General features: G+C 68.3%; 20 protein-coding genes. 5 read left to right on the top strand and 15 right to left on the bottom strand.

The window, feature by feature from the left end; translation table 11 throughout:
- Together AC5LXX_RS21620 and AC5LXX_RS21625 are read left to right on the top strand one after the other, a co-directional pair.
- On the top strand, window positions 1-351 hold the full coding sequence (locus AC5LXX_RS21620) for a VOC family protein (RefSeq protein WP_322081438.1): 351 nt from the start codon (window positions 1-3) through the stop codon (window positions 349-351).
- A 7-nt stretch (window positions 352-358) separates the two neighbouring features.
- Window positions 359-1,219: a class I SAM-dependent methyltransferase gene (locus AC5LXX_RS21625; protein WP_493413077.1), complete on the top strand. Its 861-nt coding sequence runs from the start codon at window positions 359-361 to the stop codon at window positions 1,217-1,219.
- Between the two features lie 22 nt (window positions 1,220-1,241).
- Here AC5LXX_RS21625 and AC5LXX_RS21630 read toward each other — a convergent pair whose 3' ends face one another.
- The 4 genes from AC5LXX_RS21630 to AC5LXX_RS21645 form a co-directional block, all read right to left on the bottom strand.
- Window positions 1,242-6,083: an NAD-glutamate dehydrogenase gene (locus AC5LXX_RS21630; RefSeq protein WP_493413078.1), complete on the bottom strand. Its 4,842-nt coding sequence runs from the start codon at window positions 6,081-6,083 to the stop codon at window positions 1,242-1,244.
- Between the two features lie 155 nt (window positions 6,084-6,238).
- Complete coding sequence (locus AC5LXX_RS21635) at window positions 6,239-6,427, bottom strand: 4-oxalocrotonate tautomerase (RefSeq protein WP_039344138.1); 189 nt, start codon at window positions 6,425-6,427, stop codon at window positions 6,239-6,241.
- 57 nt (window positions 6,428-6,484) lie between these two features.
- Window positions 6,485-7,261, bottom strand: a complete 777-nt coding sequence (locus tag AC5LXX_RS21640; RefSeq protein ID WP_124446839.1) for a class II aldolase/adducin family protein — start codon at window positions 7,259-7,261, stop codon at window positions 6,485-6,487.
- On the bottom strand, window positions 7,236-8,129 hold the full coding sequence (locus AC5LXX_RS21645; protein WP_493413079.1) for an urea transporter: 894 nt from the start codon (window positions 8,127-8,129) through the stop codon (window positions 7,236-7,238). Before AC5LXX_RS21645 ends, AC5LXX_RS21640 begins: the two co-directional genes overlap by 26 nt.
- Before the next feature lie 123 nt (window positions 8,130-8,252).
- On the opposite strand from AC5LXX_RS21645, the gene AC5LXX_RS21650 reads away from it, so the two are divergent.
- On the top strand, window positions 8,253-8,813 hold the full coding sequence (locus AC5LXX_RS21650; RefSeq protein WP_493413080.1) for a putative glycolipid-binding domain-containing protein: 561 nt from the start codon (window positions 8,253-8,255) through the stop codon (window positions 8,811-8,813).
- Here AC5LXX_RS21650 and AC5LXX_RS21655 read toward each other — a convergent pair.
- From AC5LXX_RS21655 to AC5LXX_RS21675, 5 genes are all read right to left on the bottom strand, one after another.
- Window positions 8,768-9,679: an alpha/beta fold hydrolase gene (locus AC5LXX_RS21655; protein ID WP_493413081.1), complete on the bottom strand. Its 912-nt coding sequence runs from the start codon at window positions 9,677-9,679 to the stop codon at window positions 8,768-8,770. The genes AC5LXX_RS21650 and AC5LXX_RS21655 overlap by 46 nt on opposite strands.
- A 4-nt stretch (window positions 9,680-9,683) precedes the next feature.
- A complete protein-coding gene (locus AC5LXX_RS21660) occupies window positions 9,684-10,589 on the bottom strand; it encodes a metal-dependent hydrolase (protein ID WP_493413082.1) in 906 nt (301 codons plus the stop codon).
- Entirely contained in the window at window positions 10,586-11,515 is a 930-nt protein-coding gene (locus tag AC5LXX_RS21665) for an SDR family NAD(P)-dependent oxidoreductase (protein ID WP_493413083.1), read from the bottom strand. The genes AC5LXX_RS21660 and AC5LXX_RS21665 overlap by 4 nt, the downstream gene beginning before the upstream one ends.
- 21 nt (window positions 11,516-11,536) lie before the next feature.
- A complete protein-coding gene (locus AC5LXX_RS21670; protein ID WP_493413084.1) occupies window positions 11,537-13,120 on the bottom strand; it encodes a flavin-containing monooxygenase in 1,584 nt (527 codons plus the stop codon).
- 246 nt (window positions 13,121-13,366) lie between these two features.
- Complete coding sequence (locus tag AC5LXX_RS21675) at window positions 13,367-14,038, bottom strand: lysoplasmalogenase (protein ID WP_493413085.1); 672 nt, start codon at window positions 14,036-14,038, stop codon at window positions 13,367-13,369.
- A 396-nt stretch (window positions 14,039-14,434) separates the two neighbouring features.
- On the opposite strand from AC5LXX_RS21675, the gene speB reads away from it, so the two are divergent.
- Window positions 14,435-15,397 carry an agmatinase gene (gene speB, locus AC5LXX_RS21680; RefSeq protein ID WP_493413086.1) on the top strand — a complete coding sequence of 321 codons (963 nt, stop codon included), beginning with the start codon at window positions 14,435-14,437 and terminating at the stop codon, window positions 15,395-15,397.
- 153 nt (window positions 15,398-15,550) lie between these two features.
- Here speB and AC5LXX_RS21685 read toward each other — a convergent pair whose 3' ends face one another.
- The 5 genes from AC5LXX_RS21685 to AC5LXX_RS21705 all read right to left on the bottom strand — a co-directional run bounded on the left by AC5LXX_RS21685 (window position 15,551) and on the right by AC5LXX_RS21705 (window position 20,435).
- Complete coding sequence (locus AC5LXX_RS21685) at window positions 15,551-16,726, bottom strand: hypothetical protein (protein WP_493413087.1); 1,176 nt, start codon at window positions 16,724-16,726, stop codon at window positions 15,551-15,553.
- 225 nt (window positions 16,727-16,951) lie between these two features.
- Window positions 16,952-17,932, bottom strand: coding sequence for a sulfonate ABC transporter substrate-binding protein (locus tag AC5LXX_RS21690; protein WP_493413088.1), 981 nt, complete (start codon window positions 17,930-17,932; stop codon window positions 16,952-16,954).
- Window positions 17,933-18,055: 123 nt separating this feature from the next.
- On the bottom strand, window positions 18,056-18,904 hold the full coding sequence (locus AC5LXX_RS21695; protein WP_493413089.1) for a MerR family transcriptional regulator: 849 nt from the start codon (window positions 18,902-18,904) through the stop codon (window positions 18,056-18,058).
- Window positions 18,905-18,913: 9 nt separating this feature from the next.
- Complete coding sequence (locus tag AC5LXX_RS21700; RefSeq protein WP_493413090.1) at window positions 18,914-19,474, bottom strand: GNAT family N-acetyltransferase; 561 nt, start codon at window positions 19,472-19,474, stop codon at window positions 18,914-18,916.
- An 88-nt stretch (window positions 19,475-19,562) separates the two neighbouring features.
- Complete coding sequence (locus AC5LXX_RS21705; protein ID WP_493413091.1) at window positions 19,563-20,435, bottom strand: LysR family transcriptional regulator; 873 nt, start codon at window positions 20,433-20,435, stop codon at window positions 19,563-19,565.
- A 131-nt stretch (window positions 20,436-20,566) separates the two neighbouring features.
- Between AC5LXX_RS21705 and AC5LXX_RS21710 the strand changes: the two genes are divergently transcribed.
- Window positions 20,567-21,565 carry a quinone oxidoreductase family protein gene (locus AC5LXX_RS21710; RefSeq protein ID WP_493413092.1) on the top strand — a complete coding sequence of 333 codons (999 nt, stop codon included), beginning with the start codon at window positions 20,567-20,569 and terminating at the stop codon, window positions 21,563-21,565.
- A gap of 60 nt (window positions 21,566-21,625) precedes the next feature.
- Here AC5LXX_RS21710 and AC5LXX_RS21715 read toward each other — a convergent pair whose 3' ends face one another.
- Window positions 21,626-23,140: an MDR family MFS transporter gene (locus AC5LXX_RS21715; RefSeq protein WP_493413093.1), complete on the bottom strand. Its 1,515-nt coding sequence runs from the start codon at window positions 23,138-23,140 to the stop codon at window positions 21,626-21,628.
- Window positions 23,141-23,242: the final 102 nt, after the last annotated feature.

The raw sequence follows: 23,242 nt of genomic DNA on the forward strand, positions 1-23,242 counted from the left end.
ATGTCATCCGAGCGAATCGAAGCCGTGTACCTGACCACGCACAACTGGGGCAAGTCGGCGAAGTTCTTCCAGGCGCTGGGCTTCAAGCTGGAATTCGAAACCGATCACAACTCGGGCCAGCTGCGCAGCGGCGACGGTCCGTTCCTGTTCATCGCGGAAGTGCCGCCGGGCGAGACGCCGGACATGCAGGTCGTGCTCAAGGTGGCCGACGAGCAGGCGGTGCGGCCGCAGCCGATCGTCGACGTCGTCACGCCGTTCGAGGACACGCACTGGGGCACGCGCGACATGACCGTGCGCGATCCCGACGGCCGTGTGTGGCGCCTGCAGGCGCCGGGCAAGCAGGGCGCGTGAGGCCGGCATGAGCGAGATCCGCGAAGACGCCCCCGACAGCACGGCCGCCCGCGTCGCGCTGTGGCGCGCGCTGCACGTCGAACTCGACGCGCCGCCGCACGTGCTTGCCGACGAAGTCGGGCTTCAGTTACTCGCGCCGCCACCGGGCTGGCAGCAGCGCGGCGACATGGATCCGCAGTTCACGCGGCCGTTTCGCGCGTCGATCGTCGCGCGGGCCCGTTTCATCGAGGATCTCGTGGCCGAGCGGGCCGCGCGCGGCGTGAGCCAGTATGTGATCCTCGGCGCGGGCCTCGACAGCTTCGTGCAGCGCCGTCCCGACATGGCGTCGCGCGTGACCGTGTTCGAAGTCGACCCGCCCGCGCCGCAGGCATGGAAGCGGCGCCGCCTGGTCGAACTCGGTTTCGGCGTGCCCGACTGGCTGCGTTTCGTGCCGGTCGATTTCGAGGCGAAGCAGTCGTGGCGCGCTGCGCTCGTCGGCGCGGGCTTCGATGCCGGCAGGCCGGCTGTCGTGGTGTCGACCGGCGTCAGCATGTACCTGACGCGCGAAGCGAACGCGGCCGCGTTGCGCGAAGTCGCATCGCTCGCGCCGGGCTCGACACTCGCGATGACATTCTTGCTGCCGTTGGAGAACGCGGACCCGGACGTGCGTCCGGCGCTCGACATGGCCGCGAAGGGCGCACGCGCGAGTGGCACGCCGTTCATCAGCTTCTTCATGCCGGCGCAGATCCGGGCGCTCGCGCTGGAGGCCGGTTTTGCGAAGGCCGAGCACGTGTCGGCCGCCGAGCTGACGCGTCGTTATTTCGCCGATCGCACGGACGGCCTGCGGCCGCCGAACCACGCGGAAGAGCTGCTGGTCGCGACAGTCTGAACCACGACGCGCGCGATCCCCGTCACGCGCGTTCGAGCACGGCCATTTCCCGCACGACCACGAGCAGCACCGCCAGGCTCGCACCGCCCGACGCGCGCAAGTCCGCGAGCAGGTGCTCGTAGCGCGCGAGCGCGGCGTCGCGGCGCTCGCGCCACGCACCGACGATCGTCTCCGGCGTCGTCGAATCCGGCGACTCCGCGAGCGCGCTCGTCGTCAGCGTGCGCTTCAGGCGCGCGACTTCCGCGAGTGCGGCGGCGCGCGCCAGCATGTCCCAGTGCGTCGGCGTCGGCAGCGTCGCCGCGCGCTCGCTGATCCAGCCGTAATTGAGCAGCGTGCCGAGCGAGAAATACACGCCCGCGACGAGTTCGAGGCTGCGGTTGCAGGTCGCGGCCACTTCGGCGATGTCGAGCAGCGCGGCTGAAATATCGCCGCTCGCGACGCGTACCGCGAGCGCGCTGTCGACGCCGGCTTCGACCAGCACGCGCTGCCGCTCGGACAGCGCGTCGAGATCGTCGGCCGGCAGCAGCGACGGCAGTTGCGGGGCGAGCCGTTCCGCCGCGTCGCGGCAACGCGCGATCAGCTGGGCGACGCCGCCGTCGGCCACCGCGCCGGATTGCAGGTGGCGCAGGAACCACAGCGCCGCGCGTTCCAGCAGCCGCGCCACGTCGACGAACATGCGCGCCTGCACGTCGTCGGCCACGCGGTTGTCGAGCGCGTCGATGTCGCGCCATACCGCGTCGAGGTCGAACACGTCGCGCGCCATGATGCACGCGCGGACGATGTCGCCCGGCTTCGCGTCGGTTTCCTCCATCAGCCGGTGCACGAACGCGCAGCCGACGCGATTCACGAGCGCGTTGGTCAGGTGCGTCGCGAGAATCTCGCGGCGCAGCGGATGGCGTCCCATCGGCTCGCTGAAGCGCTGCTGCAGCGGTTTCGGGAAGTAGTCGACGAGCATCGCGGCCACCAGCGGATCCTCGGGCACGTCGGATTCGAGCAGCGCGTCGTAGAGCCACATCTTGCTGTACGCGAGCAGCACCGCGCGCTCCGGCGACGTGAGGCCGGCCTTCGCGGCCTGCCGCTCGGCGACTTCGTCGTCGGTCGGCAGGAATTCGATCACGCGGTTCAGCCGGCCCGCGCGTTCGAGCCAGCGCATCAGGCGCGCTTCGGCGTCGAGCAGCTCGACCGCATAGCGGCCGGCGATCGACAGCGCCTGCGTCTGGTAGTAGTTGTCGCGCAGCACGAGCAGCCCGACTTCGTCGGTCATTTCCGCGAGCAGTGCGTTGCGCTGCTTCTCGGTCATTTCGCCATCCGACACGACGAGCCCGAGCAGGATCTTGATGTTGACTTCGTGATCCGAACAATCGACGCCGGCCGAATTGTCGATCGCATCGGTGTTGATGCGGCCACCGCGCTGCGCGAACTCGATGCGGCCGAACTGCGTGCAGCCGAGGTTGCCGCCTTCGCCGACCACCTTGCAGCGCAGGTCCGCCCCGTTCACGCGCACTGCGTCGTTCGCGCGGTCGCCGACCTGCTGGTGGGTTTCGCGCGCGGCCTTCACGTAGGTGCCGATGCCGCCGTTGTACAGCAGGTCGACCGGCGCCTGCAGGATCGCGCGGATCAGCTCGGTGGGCGGCAGCGCGTGGGCGTCGATGCCGAGCGCGGCCTGCACGGCCGGCGACAGCGGGATCGTCTTCGCGGTGCGCGGATACACGCCGCCGCCCGGCGAAATCGCAGCCGGATCGTAGTCGGCCCAGCTCGAGCGTTCGAGCGCGAACATGCGAGCGCGCTCCGCGAAGCTCGTCGCGGGATCGGGGTTCGGGTCGAGAAACACGTGGCGGTGATCGAACGCGGCGACGAGCCGGATATGCGGCGACAGCAGCATCCCGTTGCCGAACACGTCGCCCGACATGTCGCCGACGCCGACTACGGTGAAGTCGGTGGTTTGCGTATCGATGCCCATCTCGCGGAAGTGCCGCTTCACCGATTCCCACGCGCCGCGCGCGGTGATCGCCATCTTCTTGTGGTCGTAGCCGACCGAGCCGCCGGACGCGAACGCGTCGTCGAGCCAGAAGCCGTATTCGTGCGAGATCGCGTTCGCGTAGTCGGAGAAGGTGGCCGTGCCCTTGTCGGCGGCGACGACCAGGTACGGATCGTCGGCGTCGTGGCGCACCACGTCGGGCGGCGGCACGATCGCGTTGCCGACGAGGTTGTCGGTCAGGTCGAGCAGCCCGCGCAGGAAGGTCTGGTAGCACGCGACGCCTTCGCGCATCCACGCTTCGCGATCGCTCGGCGGCGGCGGGTTCTTCACGACGAAGCCGCCTTTCGAGCCGACCGGCACGATCACGACGTTCTTCACCATCTGTGCCTTCATCAGCCCGAGCACCTCGGTGCGGAAATCCTCGCGGCGATCCGACCAGCGCAGGCCGCCGCGCGCGACGCGCCCGCCGCGCAGGTGCACGCCCTCGACACGCGGCGAATACACCCAGATCTCGAACATCGGCTTCGGTTCGGGCAGGCCGGGCACCTTGGCCGGATTGAACTTGAACGACAGGTACGGTTTCGATTCGCCGCTCGCGTCGACGAGGAAGTAGTTCGTGCGCTCGGTCGCGTTGATCACGCCGAGGAACTGGCGCAGGATGCGGTCCTCGTCGAGGTTCGGCACCTGGTCGAGTGCGCCTTCGATCGCCTTCAGCAGCCGTTCGGCCTGCACGTCGCGCGTGTCGCCGGTGGCCGGATCGAAGCGCAGCAGGAACAGCTCGACGAGCTGCCGCGCGATCGCCGGATTGCCGGTCAGCGCGCGTTCGATGTACGCATCGCTGAACGTCGAGCCGACCTGCCGCAGGTATTTCGCATACGCGCGCAGGATCGTCACTTCGCGCGCGCTCAGGTGCGCACGCAGCACGAGGCGGTTGAAGTCGTCGTTCTCGATCCGGCCGCTCCAGATCCGGTCGAACGCATCCTCGAACAGGCCCTTCACGCGCTCGATGTCGAACTCGGTATCGTCCGCGAGCTCGAGGCCGAAGTCGTGTATCCATGCGTGCGTCGCGTCCGGCGTCTGGATCCGGTACGGGCGCTCCTCGTCGACGCGCACGCCGAGATGCTCGAGCATCGGCAGGCTGCGCGACAGCGCGATCGGGTCGCCCGCGCGATAGACCTTGAAGCGGAACGCGCGCGGCTCGGCCTCGATCGGGCGGTACAGGTTCATCGCGAGCTGGCCCGTGTCCTTCACGCGCTCGATCAGCTCGATGTCGCGCACGGCCGTGCGGGCGGGGTAGTCGTCGCGATAGCCGGCCGGGAACGAATCGGCATACCGCTGCAGCAGGCGGTTGCCTTGCTCTTCGCCGAATGCGTCGAGCAGCGCGTCGGCGAGATCGTCCTGCCAGCGGCGCGTGACCTGCACGAGCCGCGTTTCGAGCTCGCGCGTGTCGACATCGGGCATCGTGCCCGGTTCCGCATGGACAACGAAATGAATGCGCGCGATCGCCGATTCCGACAGCAGCGGCGTGAATTCGACGTTCACGCCGTTGTACGCGTCGACGAGGAGTTTCGCGATGCGGCGGCGCAGGTCGGTGTTGTACTTGTCGCGCGGCACGAACACGAGGCACGACACGAAGCGGTCGAACCGGTCGCGCCGCACGAACAGCCGCGTGCGTTGGTGTTCCTGCAGCCGCAGGATGCCGAGCGCGATGTCGTAGAGCTGGTCTTCGTCGGCCTGGAACAGTTCGTCGCGAGGATAGGTTTCGAGCACCGTCACGAGCGACTTGCCGAGATGCCCCTTCGGCAGGAAGCCTGCGCGCCGCACGATGTTCGCGCACTTGCGGCGCACGATCGGGATCTCGGCGCTCGACACCATGTAGGCGGTTGACGTGTAGAGCCCGATGAAGCGGCGCTCGCCGGTGACCTTGCCGTCCGCGCCGACGAGTTTCACGCCCACATAGTCGAGATAGCCCGGCCGGTGCACGGTCGCACGCGAGTTCGCCTTCGTCAGGAAGATCGGCCACGCGCCGGTGATGATGTCCGCGGCGGCCTGCGGCAGCGGCGTCACGTCGGGCGCGCCCGGCGTGCGCAGCGATTCGCGCAGGATGCCGTAGCCCGAGCCTTCGACGCCGCGCAGGCCGAAGCCCGTGCCGTGCGACACCAGTGCATAGTCGCGCTGGCCGAGGAACGTGAAGTGGTCGGCGGCCATCCATTCGAGGAACGCGCGCGCCTCGATGTCTTCCGCGGTCGATTCGCGCGCCTTCATCTCCTTGATCGTTGCGCGGGCGATTTCGACGATCTTCGGCCAGTCCTCGACCGACGCGCGCACGTCGCCGAGCACGCGCGCGATGTCCTCGCGCAGCGTGTCGAGCAGCGCGGCGTCGCCGCAGCGGTCGACCTCGAAATGGATGAACGACGCGAGTTGCGACTGGCCGTCGCCGGGCGTCGCGCCGCCCGCATCGACGCGCTCGATGCCGCCGCCCGCGCCGCGCCAGATGCGGAACACCGGGTGCAGCGCCGAATGCAGCGCGAGCCCGAGGCGGTTGACGGCCATCGTCACCGAGTCGACGAGGAACGGCATGTCGTCGTTGACGATCTCGATCACCGTGTGATCGGAATGCCAGCCGTGCTGTTCGAGGATCGGGTTGTACACGCGCAGGCGCTCGCTGCCGGGCACGAACTTCTGGGCGGTCTGCCAGTGCGCCATCGCGGCGCCGTACAGGTCGGCGATGCTGCGGTTCTGCAGATCGTCGGCGTCGACGAAATCGTAGTAGTGGCGCAGGAAGGGTTCGACGATCCGGAAGGTGGCTTCGGGCAGGCGCCCGCGCGCGAATTCGACGACATCGGAGAGCAGGTGTGCGACGACTTCCTCGTTCTTCGCTTCCATGGCGGTCTCCTCGTCGGGTGGCCATTGGCTGCTGCGTCTGTCCGGCATTATGGCGCCGATCGCGTGACAAAGCGATGTGCGGGCGCACAACGCGGGCGGCCCGGCGTGGATTCAGCGTGGGGCGGGCGGTATCGAAGCTTCGCCGCCCCTGACGCTCAGCGCTCGTCGCTCCACAGCTTCCCGGCCGTCGCCCAGTTCTCCTTTTTCACGTCGGTCAGGATGATGTCGACCGAGCCCGGCTCGCAGCCGAGCGTCTCGCACGTGACGCGTGTGATGGCTTCGACGAATGCGCGCTTCTGGTCGACGGTGCGGCCTTCGAACAGCTGGATATTGAAAGTCGGCATGGCAATGCTCCGGTTGAGGTTGAACGATTCGGCGGGATGAGGATGAGACAGGCGGCGTCAGTCGCGATACGACGGATCGATCCGGTCGAGCCGACGCAGCAGCGCCGGCCATTCCAGTTCGCCTTCGATCGCGCCGCCGTCGCGCAGTTGCGCGGCCGTGCGGTCCGCGATGGCCGGGTCGGGCAGCACGAGCGGCCCGCCGCCTGCTTGCGCGCGAACCTGGATGTCGCAGGCCTTGATCAGCGTATCCATCAGCACATAGGCTTCGGCCACGGTGCGGCCGACCGTCAGCGTGCCATGATTGCGCAGCAGCATCGCGGATTTCGCGCCGAGGCTCGCGGTCAGCCGCGCGCCTTCGGCCGGGGAGAACGCGAGCGCCTCGTAGTCGTGGTACGCGAGGTCGCCATGAAAGCGCAGCGCGTGCTGCGACGCGGGCAGCAGCCCGTCGCGCTGGATCGACACGGCGATGCCGGGTGTATTGTGCAGGTGCATCACGCAGACGGCGTCGGCGCGCGCGGCGTGCACGGCCGCATGCAGCGCGAAGCCCGTCACGTTGACCGCATGCTCGCCGTCGCCGATCCGGTTGCCGGCCAGGTCGATCTTCACGAGGTTCGATGCGCGGACCTCGTCGAACGTGAGGCCGAACGGGTTGATCAGGAAGTGGCCGGGCTCGCCGGGCACGGTCGCGGACAGGTGCGTGTAGATCAGGTCGTCCCAGCCGTTCAGCGCGACGAGCCGGTAGGCTGCGGCGAGATCGACGCGCATCCGGCGTTCGGCGTCCGAGATCGGGCCGCCGGGTTTCACGGCATCAGGACGGTGTGCGAATGACGACATCGGGTTCTCCGAGGGTGAAGCGGCGCGCGACGTAGACGGTCGCCCATGATGCGAGTGCGAACGGGGCCGTGAACACGGGGACGTCCGCGCGCATCGCGAGCCACTGGATCAGCGCGGCGAGCGCGGCGGCGGCAAGCGCCGCGCGCGGGCCGCGCGGCATCAGCGCGAGTGCGGCGAGCGCGCCGTTGAAGCCGAGGAGGCCATCGGCGAACGATGCGCCGTTTGCGCCGAGCGCGACCAGCAGCACGGTCGACACGATCGCACCGCCGAGCGCGAACGCGGCCGCGCGGCGCGACGCGACGGCGAGGCCGGCCACGATCAGTATGCCGGCCCATGCGCCTTGCGCGAAGGTGGTCTGCGCGACGCCCGACAGCAGGGCGTCGGCGGTGGAAGCAAGCGTTGGCGCCGCGCCGGCCGTCGCGCCGCTCGCATGCTGCGGCGCGACAAACGGCAGCCACAGCGTGGTGACGGCGAGGCACGGGCTCGAATACGGGCACTGGCGGCAGCGGGCGAGCGGCCCGCGCATCGAACGTTGCACGAGTGCCGCGCCGATCGAGACCAGCGGCACCAGCGCGACGGCTGCGAGTTGATGGGGCGCGAACAGCACCGCGATCAGTGCGGCAAGCGCACCATTGAAGCCGTGCAACCCCTGTTCGATGTCGCGGCGCTCGGCGCCTGTCAGCACGGCGGTCATGCTGGCGGCGGCCGAACCGACCAGCGCCGCGCTCGCGAGCCGCAGGTCGGTCAGGGCCAGCGCGGCGAGCAGCAGCGCGCCGGTGAATGCGTTCGCCTGCAGCACGATCTGCCCGATGCCGCGCAGCAGGATACGCAGGTCGATCGACGGCGGGACGGGGCGGACGGTAGGCATGATGGCTGCGGAACAGGACGAGCCGCGAGCATAGGACACAATCTCGTGCACCGTAATAGGGAATTCTGGATAGTCAGGATTTGTTCAACGATGCCCCGCATTGGGGAAAACGGAGGCGGAAAGATGCGCGAAGTGCGTTGGGCGTCGCTCGAGGGCGACGGAGTCGAACATCTGACGTTCGACCGGAGCGGCGGCGCGATCGTCGTCGAAAGCGCGGTGGTCGGCCAGCGGTACGGCCGCGCATACGGGCTCGCGTATCGCGTCGAGTGCGATCCGCAATGGCGCGTGACCTACGCGGTGCTCAAGGTGATGGGCGGCGGCACGCTCGAGTTGCGCGGCGACGCCGCCGGCCACTGGCGCGACGGCTCGGGCCGCGCGCTGCCGGCGCTCGACGGCTGCATCGACATCGACATCGCGGCGACGCCGTTCACGAATGCGCTGCCGATCGGCCGCCTGGGGCTCGCGCGCGGCGAGCGGCGGCCGATCGACGTCGCGTACATCTCGACGCCGGACCTGAAGGTCACGCCGGTCAAGCAGGCTTATGCGTGCATCGAGCCGGGCCGGCGCTACCGCTACGAAGGGATCTTCCGGAATTTCACGGCCGAGATGGAGATCGACGACGATGGGCTCGTCATCGACTACGAGACGCTGTTCAGGCGCCTGCCGGCGCCGACGGGGCGCTGAACCGCGGCGCTCGTGGCCGCCGGCCGCTCCTGCGCGGACGCGAAGCGGTCGATCCGCTGCGCGATGATGTCGGGGTGGCGCAGTACGATCCAGTGGCTGCCGTCGATTTCCTCGCGCACGTGGTCGCCGAGCCAGCGGTCGAGGTCGACCGACATCTCGGGCGTCACGTAGCGGTCGCGCACGGGCACGAGGATCTGCACCGGCGCCTGCGCGTACCGTTCGCGCGGCTTGCGGGCCCGCGCAATGAAGTTCGCGCGGTACAGCTGCAGCCCGTTCAGCGCGTTCTTCAACTGCACGGGATCGCGCTCGGCACGCACGCGTTCGGTGATCTGCAGCCAGCGCGGCCACAGCGCCGCGCCGCCGAGCCGCCACACCAGCGACGGCACGACCGGCAGGTGGAAGAACGCGATGTACCACGACTTCAGGCTCTGCCTGAGCCGCATCTTCGCCCGGAACACGTGATCGAGGCACGGGCCCGAGATCGACGTGTACGACGCGATGCGGCCGCGGAACGCGGGATCGGTCACGGCCTCCCAGCACTGGATCGAGCCCCAGTCGTGGCCGACGAGATGGAACGGCCGGCCGCCGCAGGTCGCATCGGCCACCGCCTTCAGGTCGGTGGCGAGCCGCTCGAGCGTGTAGTCGGCGCGGCGGCGCGGCGCGTCGGACGCGCCGGCGCCGCGCACGTCGTACGCGATCACGCGGTAGCGCTTCGCGAGCCGCGCGCGGATCGGCGCCCACACGGCCGCCGAGTCGGGGTAGCCGTGCACGAGGATCAGCGGCGGCGCGCGCCGCGACCCGCTCACGTAGACGGCGAGCTTCACGTCGCCGGACTGGACGGTCAGCATCTCGTGGGCGCGCGCCATGGCGTCATGCCTGCGGGACCGGGTGCAGCGGCACGCGGCGCGGGGCGGCTTGCGCTGCATAGCGCGCGTTGGTCGCGTCGATGTTCTCGAGCAGCGTGTCGAGTCCTTGCAGGTACTGGTGGTTGTCGTGATCCCACGGGTGGAAGCCCGGGCGGAAGTAGTCGAGCCATTCGCGTGCGATGCTCGGAAACACGCCGTGTTTCGGGCCGTACAGATACTTGACGAGGCGCCACATGCCGCCGAACCTGCCGTGTTCGCGACGGTGCGCGAGCATCAGGCGCACGTGGAAGTCGAACACGATCGTCCAGAAGAACACGGTCGTCGTCAGCATCGTGCCGGTGCGCAGCAGGTAGCTGCCGAGGCCCGGCTTCATCACGGTGGTCCACACGTCGTAGGACACCGCCTTGTGCTCGGTTTCCTCCATCGCGTGCCACATCCACATCTGCTGGTAGCCTTCGACCGAGCCGTCGATCCGGTGCTCGTGGCCCGACAGCAGCTGGTTCGCGAGGATCGCCGTGTAGTGTTCGAGCGCGATCGTGATCGCGAGCTGCATCGAATGGGGCAGCGCCTTCTTGAACCAGCCGAGGATCGTCCACAGGCGCTTGTCGAGCTTGTGGGCGGGCAGTCCCGACGACTGCAGCAGGTCGTTGTATTCGATGTGCTCGCGCGTGTGCATCGCTTCCTGCCCGATGAAGCCGATCACCTGCTTCTTCAGCTCGGGATCGTCGATCCGGTCGCGGTAGTTGCGCACCGAATCCATGAAGAAGCGCTCGCCGGCCGGGAACAGCAGCGACAGTGCATTCATGAAGTGCGTGACCGGCACGCCCTGCACGTGCCAGTCCTTCGCGCGTTCGGGGGGCAGCGCGAAACGGATGTCGCGCCGCACGGGCATCATGTTCGGTGTCGTCATGATTGTTCTCCCTGATTGCCTGCATTGTTGTAGGTGGCGTGCACCGGCGCGGGCGCCGTCGTGCCGCGCGCGGCGCGGCGGGCCTTCGCGGCCTCGCGGCGCGTCGCGAGCACGACGAGCGCCTGGTACGCGGCCGGCAGGATGCGCGCCATCCAGTCCGCACCTTTCGCGTCGCGGCCGATCAGCACGCGGCGCTTGTTCTTGCGCACGCCGGCGAGGATCGTGCGCGCGGCGTCGTCGGCGGTCGTGATGAAGAACTTCTCGAAGCTATCCTTGCCTTGCTGTTCGCTCTCGACGATGAAGCCGACCATGTTCTTAGCGACGCGGCTCGACTGCGCGATGTTCGTGCGGATGCCGCCCGGATGCACGCAGGTCGCCGACACGCCGCACTTCATCATGTCGAGTTCCTGGCGCAGCGATTCGGTGAAGCCGCGCACCGCGAACTTCGTCGCGTTGTAGCCGCTCATGCCCGGCTGCGCGAAGATTCCGAAGATGCTCGACGTGTTGATCACGTGGCCGTCGCCCGATGCCTTCAGGTGCGGCAGGAACGCCTTCGTGCCGTGCACGACGCCCCAGAAGTTGATGTTCACGATCCACTCGAGATCGCTGTATTCCATCCCTTCGATCGTGCTCGACAGCGCGACGCCCGCGTTGTTGAAGATCAGGTTGACGTTGCCGTGTTCCTTCGCGGTGTCGTCGGCCCACGCGAACATCGCGTCGCGGTCGCCGACGTCGAGCACGCGCGTCGACACGCGCACGTTCGGCGCGATCGCGCTGACGATCCGCTCGGTTTCGGCGAGGCCGACGCCGTTCTTGTCGGCGAGCGACACGTGGCAGCCGGCCTGCGCGAGCTGGATCGCGAGCGCGCGCCCCATGCCCGAGCCGGCACCCGTGATCGCGGCGACCTTGTTGGCGAAATCTCTCATGTCGATGGCTCCTTGTCTGGCTCAGGCCGCTTCGGCGGACGTGGATGCGGAAGCGGCGGGCGCGGCGACGGGCCGCGCGGTCGTGTCGTGTTGCGGCGCGCGATACGCGTGGTAATCGGCGATCGAGAAGCGCGCGGTCGCCTGGCGGAAGCGCCACGTGAAGCCCGGCCACAGCGTCGTGTTCTTGCCGGTGCGCGGGTCGAGGTACCAGCTCTTGCAGCCGCCCGTCGACCAGATCGCCTTCTTCAACTTGCCTTGCAGGTCGCTGTTGAACTGCGCCTCGACGAGCGGGCGTACCTCGATCGCATCCGCGCGCTCGCGGCGCATCGCCTGCAGCGCGCCGAGGATGTATTCGATCTGCGACTCGATCATGAACACCATCGAGTTGTGGCCGAGGCCCGTGTTCGGGCCGACGATCATGAAGAAGTTCGGGTAGCCGGGCAGCGTCGAGCCGAGATACGCATGCGCGCCGTCGCGCCATGCGTCGACGATGTCGAGGCCGCCGCGGCCGATGATCGCGCCGCGCGGATACGGGTCGGCCACCTGGAAGCCGGTGCCGTAGATCAGGCAGTCGACTTCATGACGCTTGCCGTCGGTCGTCACGACCGCGTCGGCTTCGATGTGGTCGATACCGGTCGTGATCACGTCGACGTTCTTGCGCGACAGCGCCGGGTAGTAGTCGTTCGAGATCAGCACGCGCTTGCAACCGAGCGTGTAGTTCGGCGTGACGGCCTTGCGCAGCTCCGGATCGGGAATCTGCTTGCGGACGTGGCGCAGCGCGAGCTTCTGCACGTTCTTCATCAGCGCCGGATGGATCGCGAAGCCGAGCACGCGCGATTCGAGCATCCAGTAGATGCCGCTGCGCACGGCCTTCTGCGTGAACGGCAGCGTGCGGAACAGCCATTTCTCGAGCGCGGTCAGGTTGCGGTCGGGCTTCGGCATGATCCACGGCGGCGTGCGCTGGAACAGCGCGAGTGCCTTCACGCGCGGCGCGATCTGCGGCACGAACTGGATCGCGCTCGCGCCGGTGCCGATCACCGCGACGCGCTTGCCTTCGAGCGCGTAGTCGTGATCCCACTGCTGCGAATGGAACGCGCGGCCCCGGAAGTTCTCGACGCCGGGAATCGACGGCAGCGCGGCGCGCGACAGGCCGCCCATCCCCGACACAAGCACGCGCGCGGACAGCCGCTTGCCGTTCGCGAAGGTGAGGCGCCAGCGTTGCGCGGCCTCGTCGTACTCGGCGCGCTGCAGCTCGTGGTTCATGCGCAGGTGCGGGCCGATGCCGAAGCGCTGCACGCAGTCTTCCAGATACGCGCGGATCTCCGGCTGCGGCGCGAACATGCGCGTCCAGCGCGGGTTCGGCGCGAACGAGAACGAATAGACGTGCGATTGCACGTCGCACGCACACCCTGGGTAATGATTGTCGCGCCACGTGCCGCCGACCGACGCGGCCTTCTCGAGGACCACGAAGTCGGTCACGCCTGTTTGCCGCAGGCGGATCGCCATCCCGAGACCGGCGAAGCCGGTGCCGATGATGGCGATGTCGATGGTTTCGTCCTGGCCGTCGTGGCCGGGCGGACCGAAAGGCAACGTACGAGCATTCATCCGGGTGTCTCCGATTTGGCTCATTTTCGAATGTTACATTGTTTGATGTAACGATAGAGGGTGAGCCTGGAAACCGCAAGGGGCTAGAAGCGGCGCTCTAAGGGCCGGAAGCCAGACGGGAAAAGGCTGAGCGGGGTTTGGAACGATCCGCTTTCCGCGATGCGGGATGGGCGGGAAGGGCCGTCGGCAGGACGAGACAGGCGATGGACCAGACCGCCGGCATGCGGCGGTCTGTTTGAAACAGTATCAGGGCCGGATCGATCGGGTGGCCGTCTCATGGAAAACCCCGGCCACGATCGTGACCTGCGCGAGTGCGTAGAGGCCCCAGATCAGGTAGTCGATGCCCGGAAAACCGCCGAGGAAGCGGCCGACGCCGATCAGCGTGTCCGAGCCGACGAAGATCAGGCTGCCGATCGCGACCAGCGGGCCGTGCGTGCGGGCCGCGAGCGCGAAGCTCGCCATCACGCACAGTACGAGCATGTAGACGGCGACGGGCGCCAGCAACTCGCCGAGATGCGGGAAGAACGCCGCGTAGAACGACGGCGCGGCGATCCACAGCCCGACGAGCGCAACGATGCGCCAGCCGTCCGGCCGCGCGCGCCACCGGAAGAAGATCGCGCAATAACACAGGTGCGTGAGCAGGAACGCGCCGAGGCCGAGGACGAACGACAGCGGCCAGTCGGGCAGCGCGAGCAGTACGTCGCCGAGCACGGCGGTGGCAAGCGCCGCGCATAGCCACGCGCGTTCGCGCGGCGCGCCGCAGGTGCTGCCCGCCGCGAGCAGCAGGATGCCCATCGCGGCTTTCGCGACGGCCTGGCCCGGATAGGGCGCGGCAGCGAGCGACAGCCCGTACAGCAGCGCGGCGGCGATGGCGAGCGGCCAGAGCCGGCGGTAGGTGGCGGGAAGCGTGGCGATCAAGGCGGGTGTCTCCGGTTTGTTGTTGTCTGCGGCGGGCGGCCGGCAGCGGACGGCCGGCATCGGACGGCGCGCCGTCGAGGGCGCGGCTGCCGGCCATTATCCGGAAGAACGGGCGTGCAAAAACCGGCGAATCCTTCTAGGAATCGATTGCGAAGGAGGGCGACGCCGCCGGCTGAGTTTTCCGCGCGTTGCCCCGGTTGAACCGGGGCAACGACTTCAATTCGGCTTGCTATGATCGCCGCGGTATTGCCGTTGTCGCCGTTGTTGTCGTTGTCCCGCCCGGCCGCGCGACTGGATGCACAGCCGGTGCGTGCCCGATGTATCCATGCCGTGCCCGGCCCGCGCGCTCGTAGAAAGCGGGGCGGCGCCGGCTCTCCACGAATACAGGTCCGACCCATGACCGAACTTCTCCACGGCGACGGCGCGATCCGTCGCACGACGCCGTACGGCTCGTCGATCGAAAACACCTATGCGGGCGTGCTGTCGTTCATGCGCCGCAACTATTCGCGCACGCTCGACGGCGTCGACGTCGCGATTTCCGGCGTGCCGCTCGACCTTGCGACGACCTATCGCTCGGGCGCACGGCTCGGGCCGGCCGCGATCCGCGCCGCGAGCGTGCAGCTCGCCGAGCTCAATCCGTATCCGTGGGGCTTCGATCCGTTCGACGATCTCGCGGCCGTCGACTACGGCGACTGCTGGTTCGACGCGCACAACCCGCTGTCGATCAAGCCGGCGATCATCGAGCACGCACGCACGATCCTGCGTTCGGGCGCGAAGATGCTGACGTTCGGCGGCGACCACTACATCACGTATCCGCTGCTGGTCGCGCACGCGGAGCGCTACGGCAAGCCGCTGTCGCTGATTCATTTCGACGCGCATTGCGACACGTGGGCCGACGACGAGCCGGACAGCCTCAATCACGGGACGATGTTCTACAAGGCCGTGAAGGAAGGGCTGATCGATCCGGCGACGTCGGTGCAGGTCGGCATCCGTACGTGGAACGACGACTTTCTCGGGATCGAGCGGCTCGATGCCGCATGGGTGCATGACCATGGTTCGCGCGCGGCGGTCGAGCGGATCGTCGAGATCGTCGGCGCGCGGCCCGCGTATCTGACGTTCGACATCGACTGCCTCGATCCGGCGTTCGCGCCGGGAACGGGGACGCCGGTCGCGGGCGGGTTGCCGTCCGCGCAGGCGCTGGCGATCGTGCGCGGGCTCGGGGCGGTGAACCTGGTCGGGGCCGACGTGGTCGAGGTGGCGCCGGCTTACGATCATGCGGACATTACCGCGATCGCGGCGGCGCATGTCGCTTGCGACCTGCTGTGCCTGTGGCGGCAGAAGAAGGTGGCGGGGAAGTAGGCAAGCGGGTGCGCCGACAGGTCGGGCACCCTGGTGAAAGCCCATCGGGCCTGCTGCTGCTCGACGCGTCGGCGCACACGCGAATCCGGCGCCGTCGAAGCGTCGGGGTCCCGGCCGGCCGCAACGTCGATTCAACGCGAAAGGAAGATCGACTCAGCCCGGTATCGAATAGCGCGCATTCAGATCGGCCAGCAGGCTTTCCCTGTTTGCATCGTTCGGTTTCATCCAATTGCTGTCGAGCTCGTTCACCACGCGCTGGATGCTGGCGCGCCTCTTCTCCGGGTCGGTCTCCGTGTCGATGTTCTTCAACGCAGGATGATTTTCGATCGCACTCGTGATCCACTTGTGCAGTTCGGGTGAAACGCCGTTTGCCTTAGGCACAGCTGGTTTGGCGAACATGCTCGCGCGCTCCGCCAGCGCTGCCGACGACATCGAAGGCGGAATGCGGGCGATGGGAACGAGCCCGACCTGCCCGATTGCGCTCGGCAGGATCTTGAGGTCGCCTTCAATGCTCTTCATGTAATGGCCGGTATCGGTACTCGCGTGATGTTGCGCCGGCGCCCAGGCTTCGGATGGACTCGCGTTGCTCTCGTGGAATCCGGTACCGGGCACGACTACCGCGAACATCGTGTCGTGCCCGTCGGCTCTGGCGTAGTCGCCGGTCGGGCGTTTGGAAATATAGAGGCCCGGGCCGTGGATGTTGGTGCCGGCGACCCCGCCTGCTTGCCCTTGGTGCTTGTCGGCGGAAAAACCCTCTGCCCGAAGCGATGCCACGTTGTGATCGGGTGTCACGTGATAGCCGAGCACCTTGACCGGATGACCTTGTTGCTTCGTGAGTTCGGTCTCGATGGCGTGCTTCACCTGCTGGACTTGCTTGGGATCCCATTTATCCGGCTGGCCTTGAAGCGTCGGCAGATTCGGCACGTCGACGACTTTGCCCCCCATCTTCGCATCACTGCCGTGTGCCGACGCGATAGTCTGGACGCTTTCCGTGCGAGACGGCGCTGGGCTGTTTGAACCGGAACCGAAGAGTCGACCGGGGCCGTGACTGTCGCCGATATCGGTGGGGGATTGCGCATCGGCGTCGAGCCTGGACTTCTTCGCAGACGCCTGTGGCGTGCTGAACGCGCTCGGCGAAATCGGGCGCTTTTCGACACCCGTGGTGCCCGGTGCACGTGCGCGGCTGCTTGACAGATCCTGAAGCCCCGACAACGCGTGCCCCGGTTGCTGCGGCGATGGCGTGCGCTCCGGCGCCGGCGGCGGGGTGTGCTGTTCGGTGGATTGGACGGCAGTATCTTTGGGCGAAGCGAGTGGGTTGGTGCGTAGCATCAGCGCTTTCCTGATCGGCGAACGGGTTCCGCCTAATCTTGATGCGCACGTTCGTGCAGCGGGGCCATGCATGCGAACGCGGGTACGCTCAGCCGAAGCGTTCGGCGCCGCACGAGCCGGCCGGCGCCGGATGCGACGACAGGATGCCGGTCCGGAACGGGCGACGGCCGACGGGCAGGGCGCTCGTCGGCCTGTCGCGAATGACAGGCGCGCGACGACCGTGCGTTACTTCGCCGCCAGCGCACCCGCGACGCTTTTATCGATCCACGCATTCTCCGTGACACTCAGCTTCTGCGGAATCAGCTTCGCCGCGTAAAACGCATCGGCAACGCCTTGCTGACCGGCGACGATCTTCTCGTCGATCGGCACCGCACCGAACGGCACGCGCTTGATCCACGTCTCGACGAGCGCCTGCGGCAACCCGACCTTCGGCGCAAGCAGCGCGGCCGTGTCGGCCGGATGCCCGTTGACCCACTGGCCCGTTTCGCGCGCCTGTTTCAGGATCGCGCCGACCACGTCGGGATGCTGTTGCGCGAAACTCCGCGTCGCCTCGTAGAAATTGTTGGTCGCCGCGAGCCCCGTGTAGTCGGACAGCGTACGCACCTTCAGCGCGTTCTGCGCAGCTGCATAGTACGGATCCCACACGGCCCACGCATCGACATTGCCGCTTTCGAACGCGGCGCGCGCGTCGGCCGGCGCGAGATAGACCGGCTGGATTTCGTCATAGCGCACGCCGGCCTTCTTCAGCGCCTCGAGCAGCAGGTAGTTTGCGCTCGAGCCTTTCTGCAGCGCGACCTTCTTGCCGCGCAGGCCGGCTACCGTCCGGATCGGCGAATCGCCCTTCACGAACACGGCCTCGTTGTGCGGCGCCGGCGGTTCCGCGCCGACATAGACGAACTGCACGCCTGCCGCCTGCGCGAACACGGGCGGCGGCGCGCCCGTGTAGCCGAAGTCGATGCTGTTCGCATTCAGCGCTTCGAGCAGTTGCGGGCCGGCCGGGAATTCGAACCATTGAACACCGTAGCCGAGCGGCTTGAGCCGCGCTTCGAGCGAGCCCTGCGCCTTGACGATCGACAGCAGGCCGGCCTTTTGATAACCGATGCGCACGATCTTGTCGGCGCTGCCTTGCGCGAAGGCCGACGCGGCAGACAGGGCAACGAGCGAGACGGCGGCGGTGCGGGTGATCCAGCGGGTGAAACGAATCATCGAACGAACTCCATGCGAGACATCTTCGGGGAGCGGCCGGTGCCGCTCGGTTGGAAGAATCGTCGCATGGGCGATCGCGCCGGCAAACGAAGCATTGCCGATATGAATATGACGGCGGCGGCCCTATGCTTTGTCGCCGTCGTCTGCCGGACCGGACGTATCCGGCGTGCCGGACTGGCGCGCCGCTTCGTCGCTGAGCTTCTTGTCGAGGATCGTCGCGACGCGGCCGCCGAGATACGCGCTTGCCGCGGTTTCGAGCGCGCGATTCGTCTCGCCCTCGACGAACACGGCCGCGAGCGGGCGCAAGCGCCAGATCGCGTCGACCAGCTCGGGCACGTCGGTGGCCGGCGGCAGCGTGCCGGCGTCGTAGCGGTCGAGCCGCTTCACGACGAGGTCGACGAGCAGCCGCGCGATCGCGTCGAAATGCGGCCGCGCGAGGCTGATCACGTCGAGCAGCTCGCGCGGCGGGATCCCTTCCTTCGTCATCGCGGCCGCCGCCTCGAGCAGCGCGGGGCTCTTCGCGACGAACGACAGGCCGCGCCGTTCGAGCAGCCCGAGCTCGGTCACGCGCGACAGCTGCGCGGTCGCCTGCGGGCCGAACATCTGCGCGAGCGCGGCGAGCGAATAGGTTTTCGGCAGTTCGTGCGACCAGCGGCCGCCGATCGCGTTTTCGAGACCGAGGATCGAGCGCAGGTCGTGGCCTTCGTCGATCGCCTTGATCAGGTCCTGGATGTTCGACAGCGTGTAGCCGCGCGCGAGCAGATGGTTGATCAGCTTCAGGCGTGCGACGTGCGTGTCGTCGTAGATGCCGACGCGTCCGCGTTTTTCCGGCGGCGCGAGCAACCCGCGATCCTGGTACGCGCGGACGTTGCGCACGGTGGTGTCGGATACGCGCGCGAGTTCGTCGACCGTGTACTCGTTGCGGGAATCCGGCGCAGCCTCGTCGGGCGTGGAATGAGTCTGTTTTGACATGCGGTCATTCTAGCGCGACGCGGCGGGCTGGCGCGACGCAGGGAGCATGTGCGCGCCGTCGCCGAGCGGCCGTTGCAGCAGCGCCGTGTCGATCCAGCGGCCGTGCTTGAAGCCGACCGCTTTCAGCACGCCGGCCGGCTCGAAACCGAATGCGCGGTGCAGCGACGTCGAGCCGCCGGTGCCGCCGTCGGCGATGATCGCGATCATCTGCCGCCACGGGCCCGCTTCGCAGCGTTCGATCAGCGCGGCGAGCAGCGCGCGGCCGATCCCGCGCCCGCGCTGCGCATCGTCGATGTAGATCGAATCCTCGATCGCGAAGCGGTACGCGCTGCGCGCGCGGTACGGCGTCGCGTACGCGTAGCCGGCCACGCGGCCGTCGCATTCGGCGACGAGATACGGCAGCCCGTGATGCAGCACCGCGTCGCGGCGTGCGCGCAGCTCGGCGACGCCGGGCGGCGTTTCCTCGAACGACGCGACGCTGTGGTGAACGTGATGCGCGTAAATCGCGTGGATCGCATCGAGGTCGGCGTCGGTTGCGTCGCGAACGACGCAGGCGGGAGCGATAGGCATGGCGGCGGCGGGAGCGAAATCAAATGAATACTATGCCGTCCGCCGGCGCGCGTGGCAAATCCATCCGGCGAATGGCGCCGCCGGGTGCCTACAGCCGTCCGTCCGCCGCATGAACCGCATCGGCGATCGCGTCGGCGACGCGCTGCACGCGCGGCGACCGGCGCACGTCCGGGTGAACGACGAGCCAGATTTCGCGCTCGATGTCGCAACGAGGGGCATCGGTCAGCTCGACGAGCGGTGCGCCGGCGTGCACGGCCGGATCGTCGACGAGAAACCGCGGCAGCAGCGCGACGCCGGCTCCCGCGGCGCAGGCGCGGTGCTGCGCGGCGAGGTCGTTGGCGACGAACGCGAAACGCCGCCCAGCCGCGAAGCGTTCGAGCCACTGCTGCTGCGGCGTTTGCGCGAGCGCGTCGTCGTAGCCGACGAACGGCCAGGTGTCGGGCGGCGCGTCGACCCATTCCAGCGCTGCGCACAGCGCGAAGCGCATCGTGCCGAGCCGGCGCGCGGCGAGTCCCGGCTCGCTCGGCCGCGACAGCCGCACCGCGAGATCGGCTTCGCGTGCATACAGGTTCGCCGCATGCATCTCGCCCATCAGGTCGATCCGCAATGCCGGCCACGCGCGCTGCGCACGGGCCAGGCGAGGCGCAAGGAAATGGCTGGCGAACACCGGCGACGCCGACACGCGCACCGCGCCGTCGAGTGCAGCGGCGCCCTGCGCGGCGCGCGCGAACGCATGCGCATCGGCTTCGAGGCGCGTTGCGTGCTCGGCGAGGTGCAGTCCTTCGTCGGTCGGCGGCCAGCCGCGCGGCAGCCGGTCGAACAGCCGGATCCCGAGCGCGGATTCCAGTGCGTCGATGCGCCGCGCGACCGTCGAATGCTGGACCTGCAGCGCGCGAGCAGCGGCCGACAGGCTGCCGCCGCGCATCACCGCGAGGAAGTAGCGGATGTCGTCCCAGCTCATTGGCAGCGCGGACGCGGGAACAGGATCCTGATCGGTCGAATTTTGCACAGTAACTGGGCGATTAACGTGAATTCCGTTCGATTATGCACGATGAGATGATCGTGTCACTTCATTCGAGAGCGAGGAACGTCATGACCCAGACTGCCAATGCCATCCGGATCGGGATCGACCGTTACGGCGACGCCGGCGTGCTGCGCCGCGTCGATGCGCCCGTTGCGCCGCCCGGCGCAGGCGAAGTGCGGATTCGCCAGACCGCCGTCGGCGTGAACTTCGTCGACATCTATTTCAGGACGGGCGCACACGCGTTGCCCGCGCTGCCGGACGCGCTCGGCGTCGAAGCGGCCGGTGTGATCGACGCGGTCGGGGGCGGCGTGACGGATCTCGTGCCCGGCCAGCGCGTCGCGTATGCGGGTATGCCGACCGGCAGCTATGCGAGCCTGCGCACGATGCCGGCAACGCGCGTGCTGCCAATTCCCGACGGCCTGAGCGACGAAGCCGCCGCGGCCGGGCTGCTGAAGGGGATCACCGTCTACATGCTGATGCATCGCGTCCGGCAGGTCGGCGCCGGCGACACGGTGCTCGTGCATGCGGCGGCCGGCGGCGTCGGGCTGCTGACGACGCAATGGGCGCGCGCGCTCGGTGCGCGGGTGATCGGCACGGTCGGATCGGCCGCGAAAGCCGCGCTCGTCCGCACGCACGGCGCCGAGGCGGTCGTCGATTACCGCGAGGAGGATTTTGTCGCGGCGGCGCGTGCGTTCGGCGGCGGCGCGGGCGTCGACTACGCGATCGACGGCATCGGCGGCGACGTGCTGACGCGCACGCTCGGCGCGGTGCGCCCGTTCGGGATGGTCGCGAGCATCGGACAGGTGGCTGCGATCGGTGCGCGGCAGACGTTCGATCTCGACGAACTGGGCCCGGCCCGCTCGATCGCGCTCGCACGGCCGAGCGTGCTCGGCTTCATTGCACGCGACGTCGACGGCTATCGCGACGCCGCGCGCACGACGCTCGAACGGCTGGCGGGCGGGATGCACGTCGAGATCGGCGCGCGACTGCCGCTCGAACAGGCGGCCGACGCGCACCGCTTGCTGGAGTCACGCTCGACGACGGGCGCGGTCGTGCTGCTGCCGTAACGGGGCGTCAGTTGCGGATCGCGACGCTGCCCGACGGCCGCATCGCCACTCGATAGCAGGTCAGTTGTGCTTGCGCAGCGGTGCGTCCTCGACGAACCACGCGAGCACGAACGCGATCGCGATGACCGTCGCAGCCGACAGATACACGACATGCAGCGAGCCTGCGAACGCATGCAGATACGCGTCGCGTACCGCATCGGGCAACTGGTGCACGGTGGCCGGGCCCAGCGCGGGCGGCAGCTCGGTGCCGGCCGGCAGCGCGCGCATCATCCGCGACTGCAGCCCGTGCGAGAACAGCGCGCCGAACGCGGCGACGCCGAGCGAGCCGCCGATCGAGCGGAACAGCGTCGCGCCCGACGTCGCGACGCCCATGTGCCGGAATTCGACCGTGTTCTGCACGGCGAGCGTGAGCACGGGCATCACCATGCCGAGCCCGATCCCGAGCAGCGCCATGTAGGCGTACATCGTGTGCAGCGGCGTATCGAGCGTCAGCGTCGACAGCAGCGCCATCGCGACGCCGCCGATCAACGTCCCCGCGATCGGGAACATCCGGTACGAGCCGAGCCGCGAGATCAGCCGGCCGCTGACGATCGACGTCACGAGCATCCCGCCCATCATCGGCAGCAGCTGCATGCCGGCCTGCGACGGCGTCGAGCCCTTCACGACCTGCAGGTAGAGCGGGATGAACGTGACCGAACCGAACAGCGCGACGCCGACCACGAAGCCGATCAGGCTGACCAGCACGAAGGTGCGATGGCGGAACAGTTCGAGCGGCATGATCGGCTCGGCCGCGAGTCGCTCCTCATAGATGAAGCCGCCGATCGCGACGAGCCCGAGCACGAGCGTCATCCACAGTTGCGGCGACGTCCACGGCAGCAACGAGCCGCCTTCGCTCGTGAACAGGATCACGCAGGTGAGGGCGGTCGCGAGGAACGCGGCGCCCATGTAGTCGATCCGGTGCTTCACGTGCGCGGTATGCGGCCGGAATGCCATGCCGATCACCGCGAGCGCGAGAAAGCCGAGCGGCAGGTTGATCGTGAAGATCCAGCGCCACGACAGGTGCTCGACCAGGAAGCCGCCGAGCAGCGGGCCGACGATCGTCGCGAGGCCGTACACGCCGCCGAACATCCCTTGGTAGCGCGCGCGGCGATCGGGCGGGACCAGATCGCCGATCGCGGCCATCGTGACGACCATCAGGCCGCCGCCGCCGAGCCCCTGCAGCGCGCGCAGCACGATCAGCTGCGTCATGTCCTGCGCGACGCCGCACAGCGCGGAGCCCGCGAGGAACAGCACGATCGCGGCCTGCAGCACGATCTTGCGGCCGTACAGGTCGCCGAGCTTGCCGTACAGCGGCAGCACGACGGTCGACGACAGCAGGTACGCGGTGACGACCCACGACAACTGGTCGAGCCCGCCGAGCTCGCCGACGATCGTCGGCAGCGCGGTCGACACGATCGTCTGGTCGAGCGCGGACAGCAGCATGACGAGCAGCAGCGCGGCGACGATCAGCGCGGTCGGCGCGTCGCGGCGGGCCGCTTCGGCGGCCGGTGGAGTGAGGAGGGTATCGGTTGTCATCGAGTTGTCTGCCATGGCAGGGAATCGTGTCGAAATATAGCCATGGATGATTGACTAGTCAATTTCTGCCCAGACTCGATATGTTTCAGCGGTAACAGGAGA

The organism is Burkholderia torrens (assembly GCF_984668525.1).

What these genes read in the sequence shown, in the direction of transcription:
- AC5LXX_RS21620 (WP_322081438.1), top strand. Translation starts at nt 1, where the DNA reads ATGTCATCCGAGCGAATCGAAGCCGTGTACCTGACCACGCACAACTGG.
- AC5LXX_RS21625 (WP_493413077.1), top strand. Translation starts at nt 359, where the DNA reads ATGAGCGAGATCCGCGAAGACGCCCCCGACAGCACGGCCGCCCGCGTC.
- AC5LXX_RS21630 (WP_493413078.1), bottom strand. Translation starts at nt 6,083, where the DNA reads ATGGAAGCGAAGAACGAGGAAGTCGTCGCACACCTGCTCTCCGATGTC.
- AC5LXX_RS21635 (WP_039344138.1), bottom strand. Translation starts at nt 6,427, where the DNA reads ATGCCGACTTTCAATATCCAGCTGTTCGAAGGCCGCACCGTCGACCAG.
- AC5LXX_RS21640 (WP_124446839.1), bottom strand. Translation starts at nt 7,261, where the DNA reads ATGTCGTCATTCGCACACCGTCCTGATGCCGTGAAACCCGGCGGCCCG.
- AC5LXX_RS21645 (WP_493413079.1), bottom strand. Translation starts at nt 8,129, where the DNA reads ATGCCTACCGTCCGCCCCGTCCCGCCGTCGATCGACCTGCGTATCCTG.
- AC5LXX_RS21650 (WP_493413080.1), top strand. Translation starts at nt 8,253, where the DNA reads ATGCGCGAAGTGCGTTGGGCGTCGCTCGAGGGCGACGGAGTCGAACAT.
- AC5LXX_RS21655 (WP_493413081.1), bottom strand. Translation starts at nt 9,679, where the DNA reads ATGGCGCGCGCCCACGAGATGCTGACCGTCCAGTCCGGCGACGTGAAG.
- AC5LXX_RS21660 (WP_493413082.1), bottom strand. Translation starts at nt 10,589, where the DNA reads ATGACGACACCGAACATGATGCCCGTGCGGCGCGACATCCGTTTCGCG.
- AC5LXX_RS21665 (WP_493413083.1), bottom strand. Translation starts at nt 11,515, where the DNA reads ATGAGAGATTTCGCCAACAAGGTCGCCGCGATCACGGGTGCCGGCTCG.
- AC5LXX_RS21670 (WP_493413084.1), bottom strand. Translation starts at nt 13,120, where the DNA reads ATGAATGCTCGTACGTTGCCTTTCGGTCCGCCCGGCCACGACGGCCAG.
- speB (WP_493413086.1), top strand. Translation starts at nt 14,435, where the DNA reads ATGACCGAACTTCTCCACGGCGACGGCGCGATCCGTCGCACGACGCCG.
- AC5LXX_RS21685 (WP_493413087.1), bottom strand. Translation starts at nt 16,726, where the DNA reads ATGCTACGCACCAACCCACTCGCTTCGCCCAAAGATACTGCCGTCCAA.
- AC5LXX_RS21690 (WP_493413088.1), bottom strand. Translation starts at nt 17,932, where the DNA reads ATGATTCGTTTCACCCGCTGGATCACCCGCACCGCCGCCGTCTCGCTC.
- AC5LXX_RS21695 (WP_493413089.1), bottom strand. Translation starts at nt 18,904, where the DNA reads ATGTCAAAACAGACTCATTCCACGCCCGACGAGGCTGCGCCGGATTCC.
- AC5LXX_RS21700 (WP_493413090.1), bottom strand. Translation starts at nt 19,474, where the DNA reads ATGCCTATCGCTCCCGCCTGCGTCGTTCGCGACGCAACCGACGCCGAC.
- AC5LXX_RS21705 (WP_493413091.1), bottom strand. Translation starts at nt 20,435, where the DNA reads ATGAGCTGGGACGACATCCGCTACTTCCTCGCGGTGATGCGCGGCGGC.
- AC5LXX_RS21710 (WP_493413092.1), top strand. Translation starts at nt 20,567, where the DNA reads ATGACCCAGACTGCCAATGCCATCCGGATCGGGATCGACCGTTACGGC.
- AC5LXX_RS21715 (WP_493413093.1), bottom strand. Translation starts at nt 23,140, where the DNA reads ATGACAACCGATACCCTCCTCACTCCACCGGCCGCCGAAGCGGCCCGC.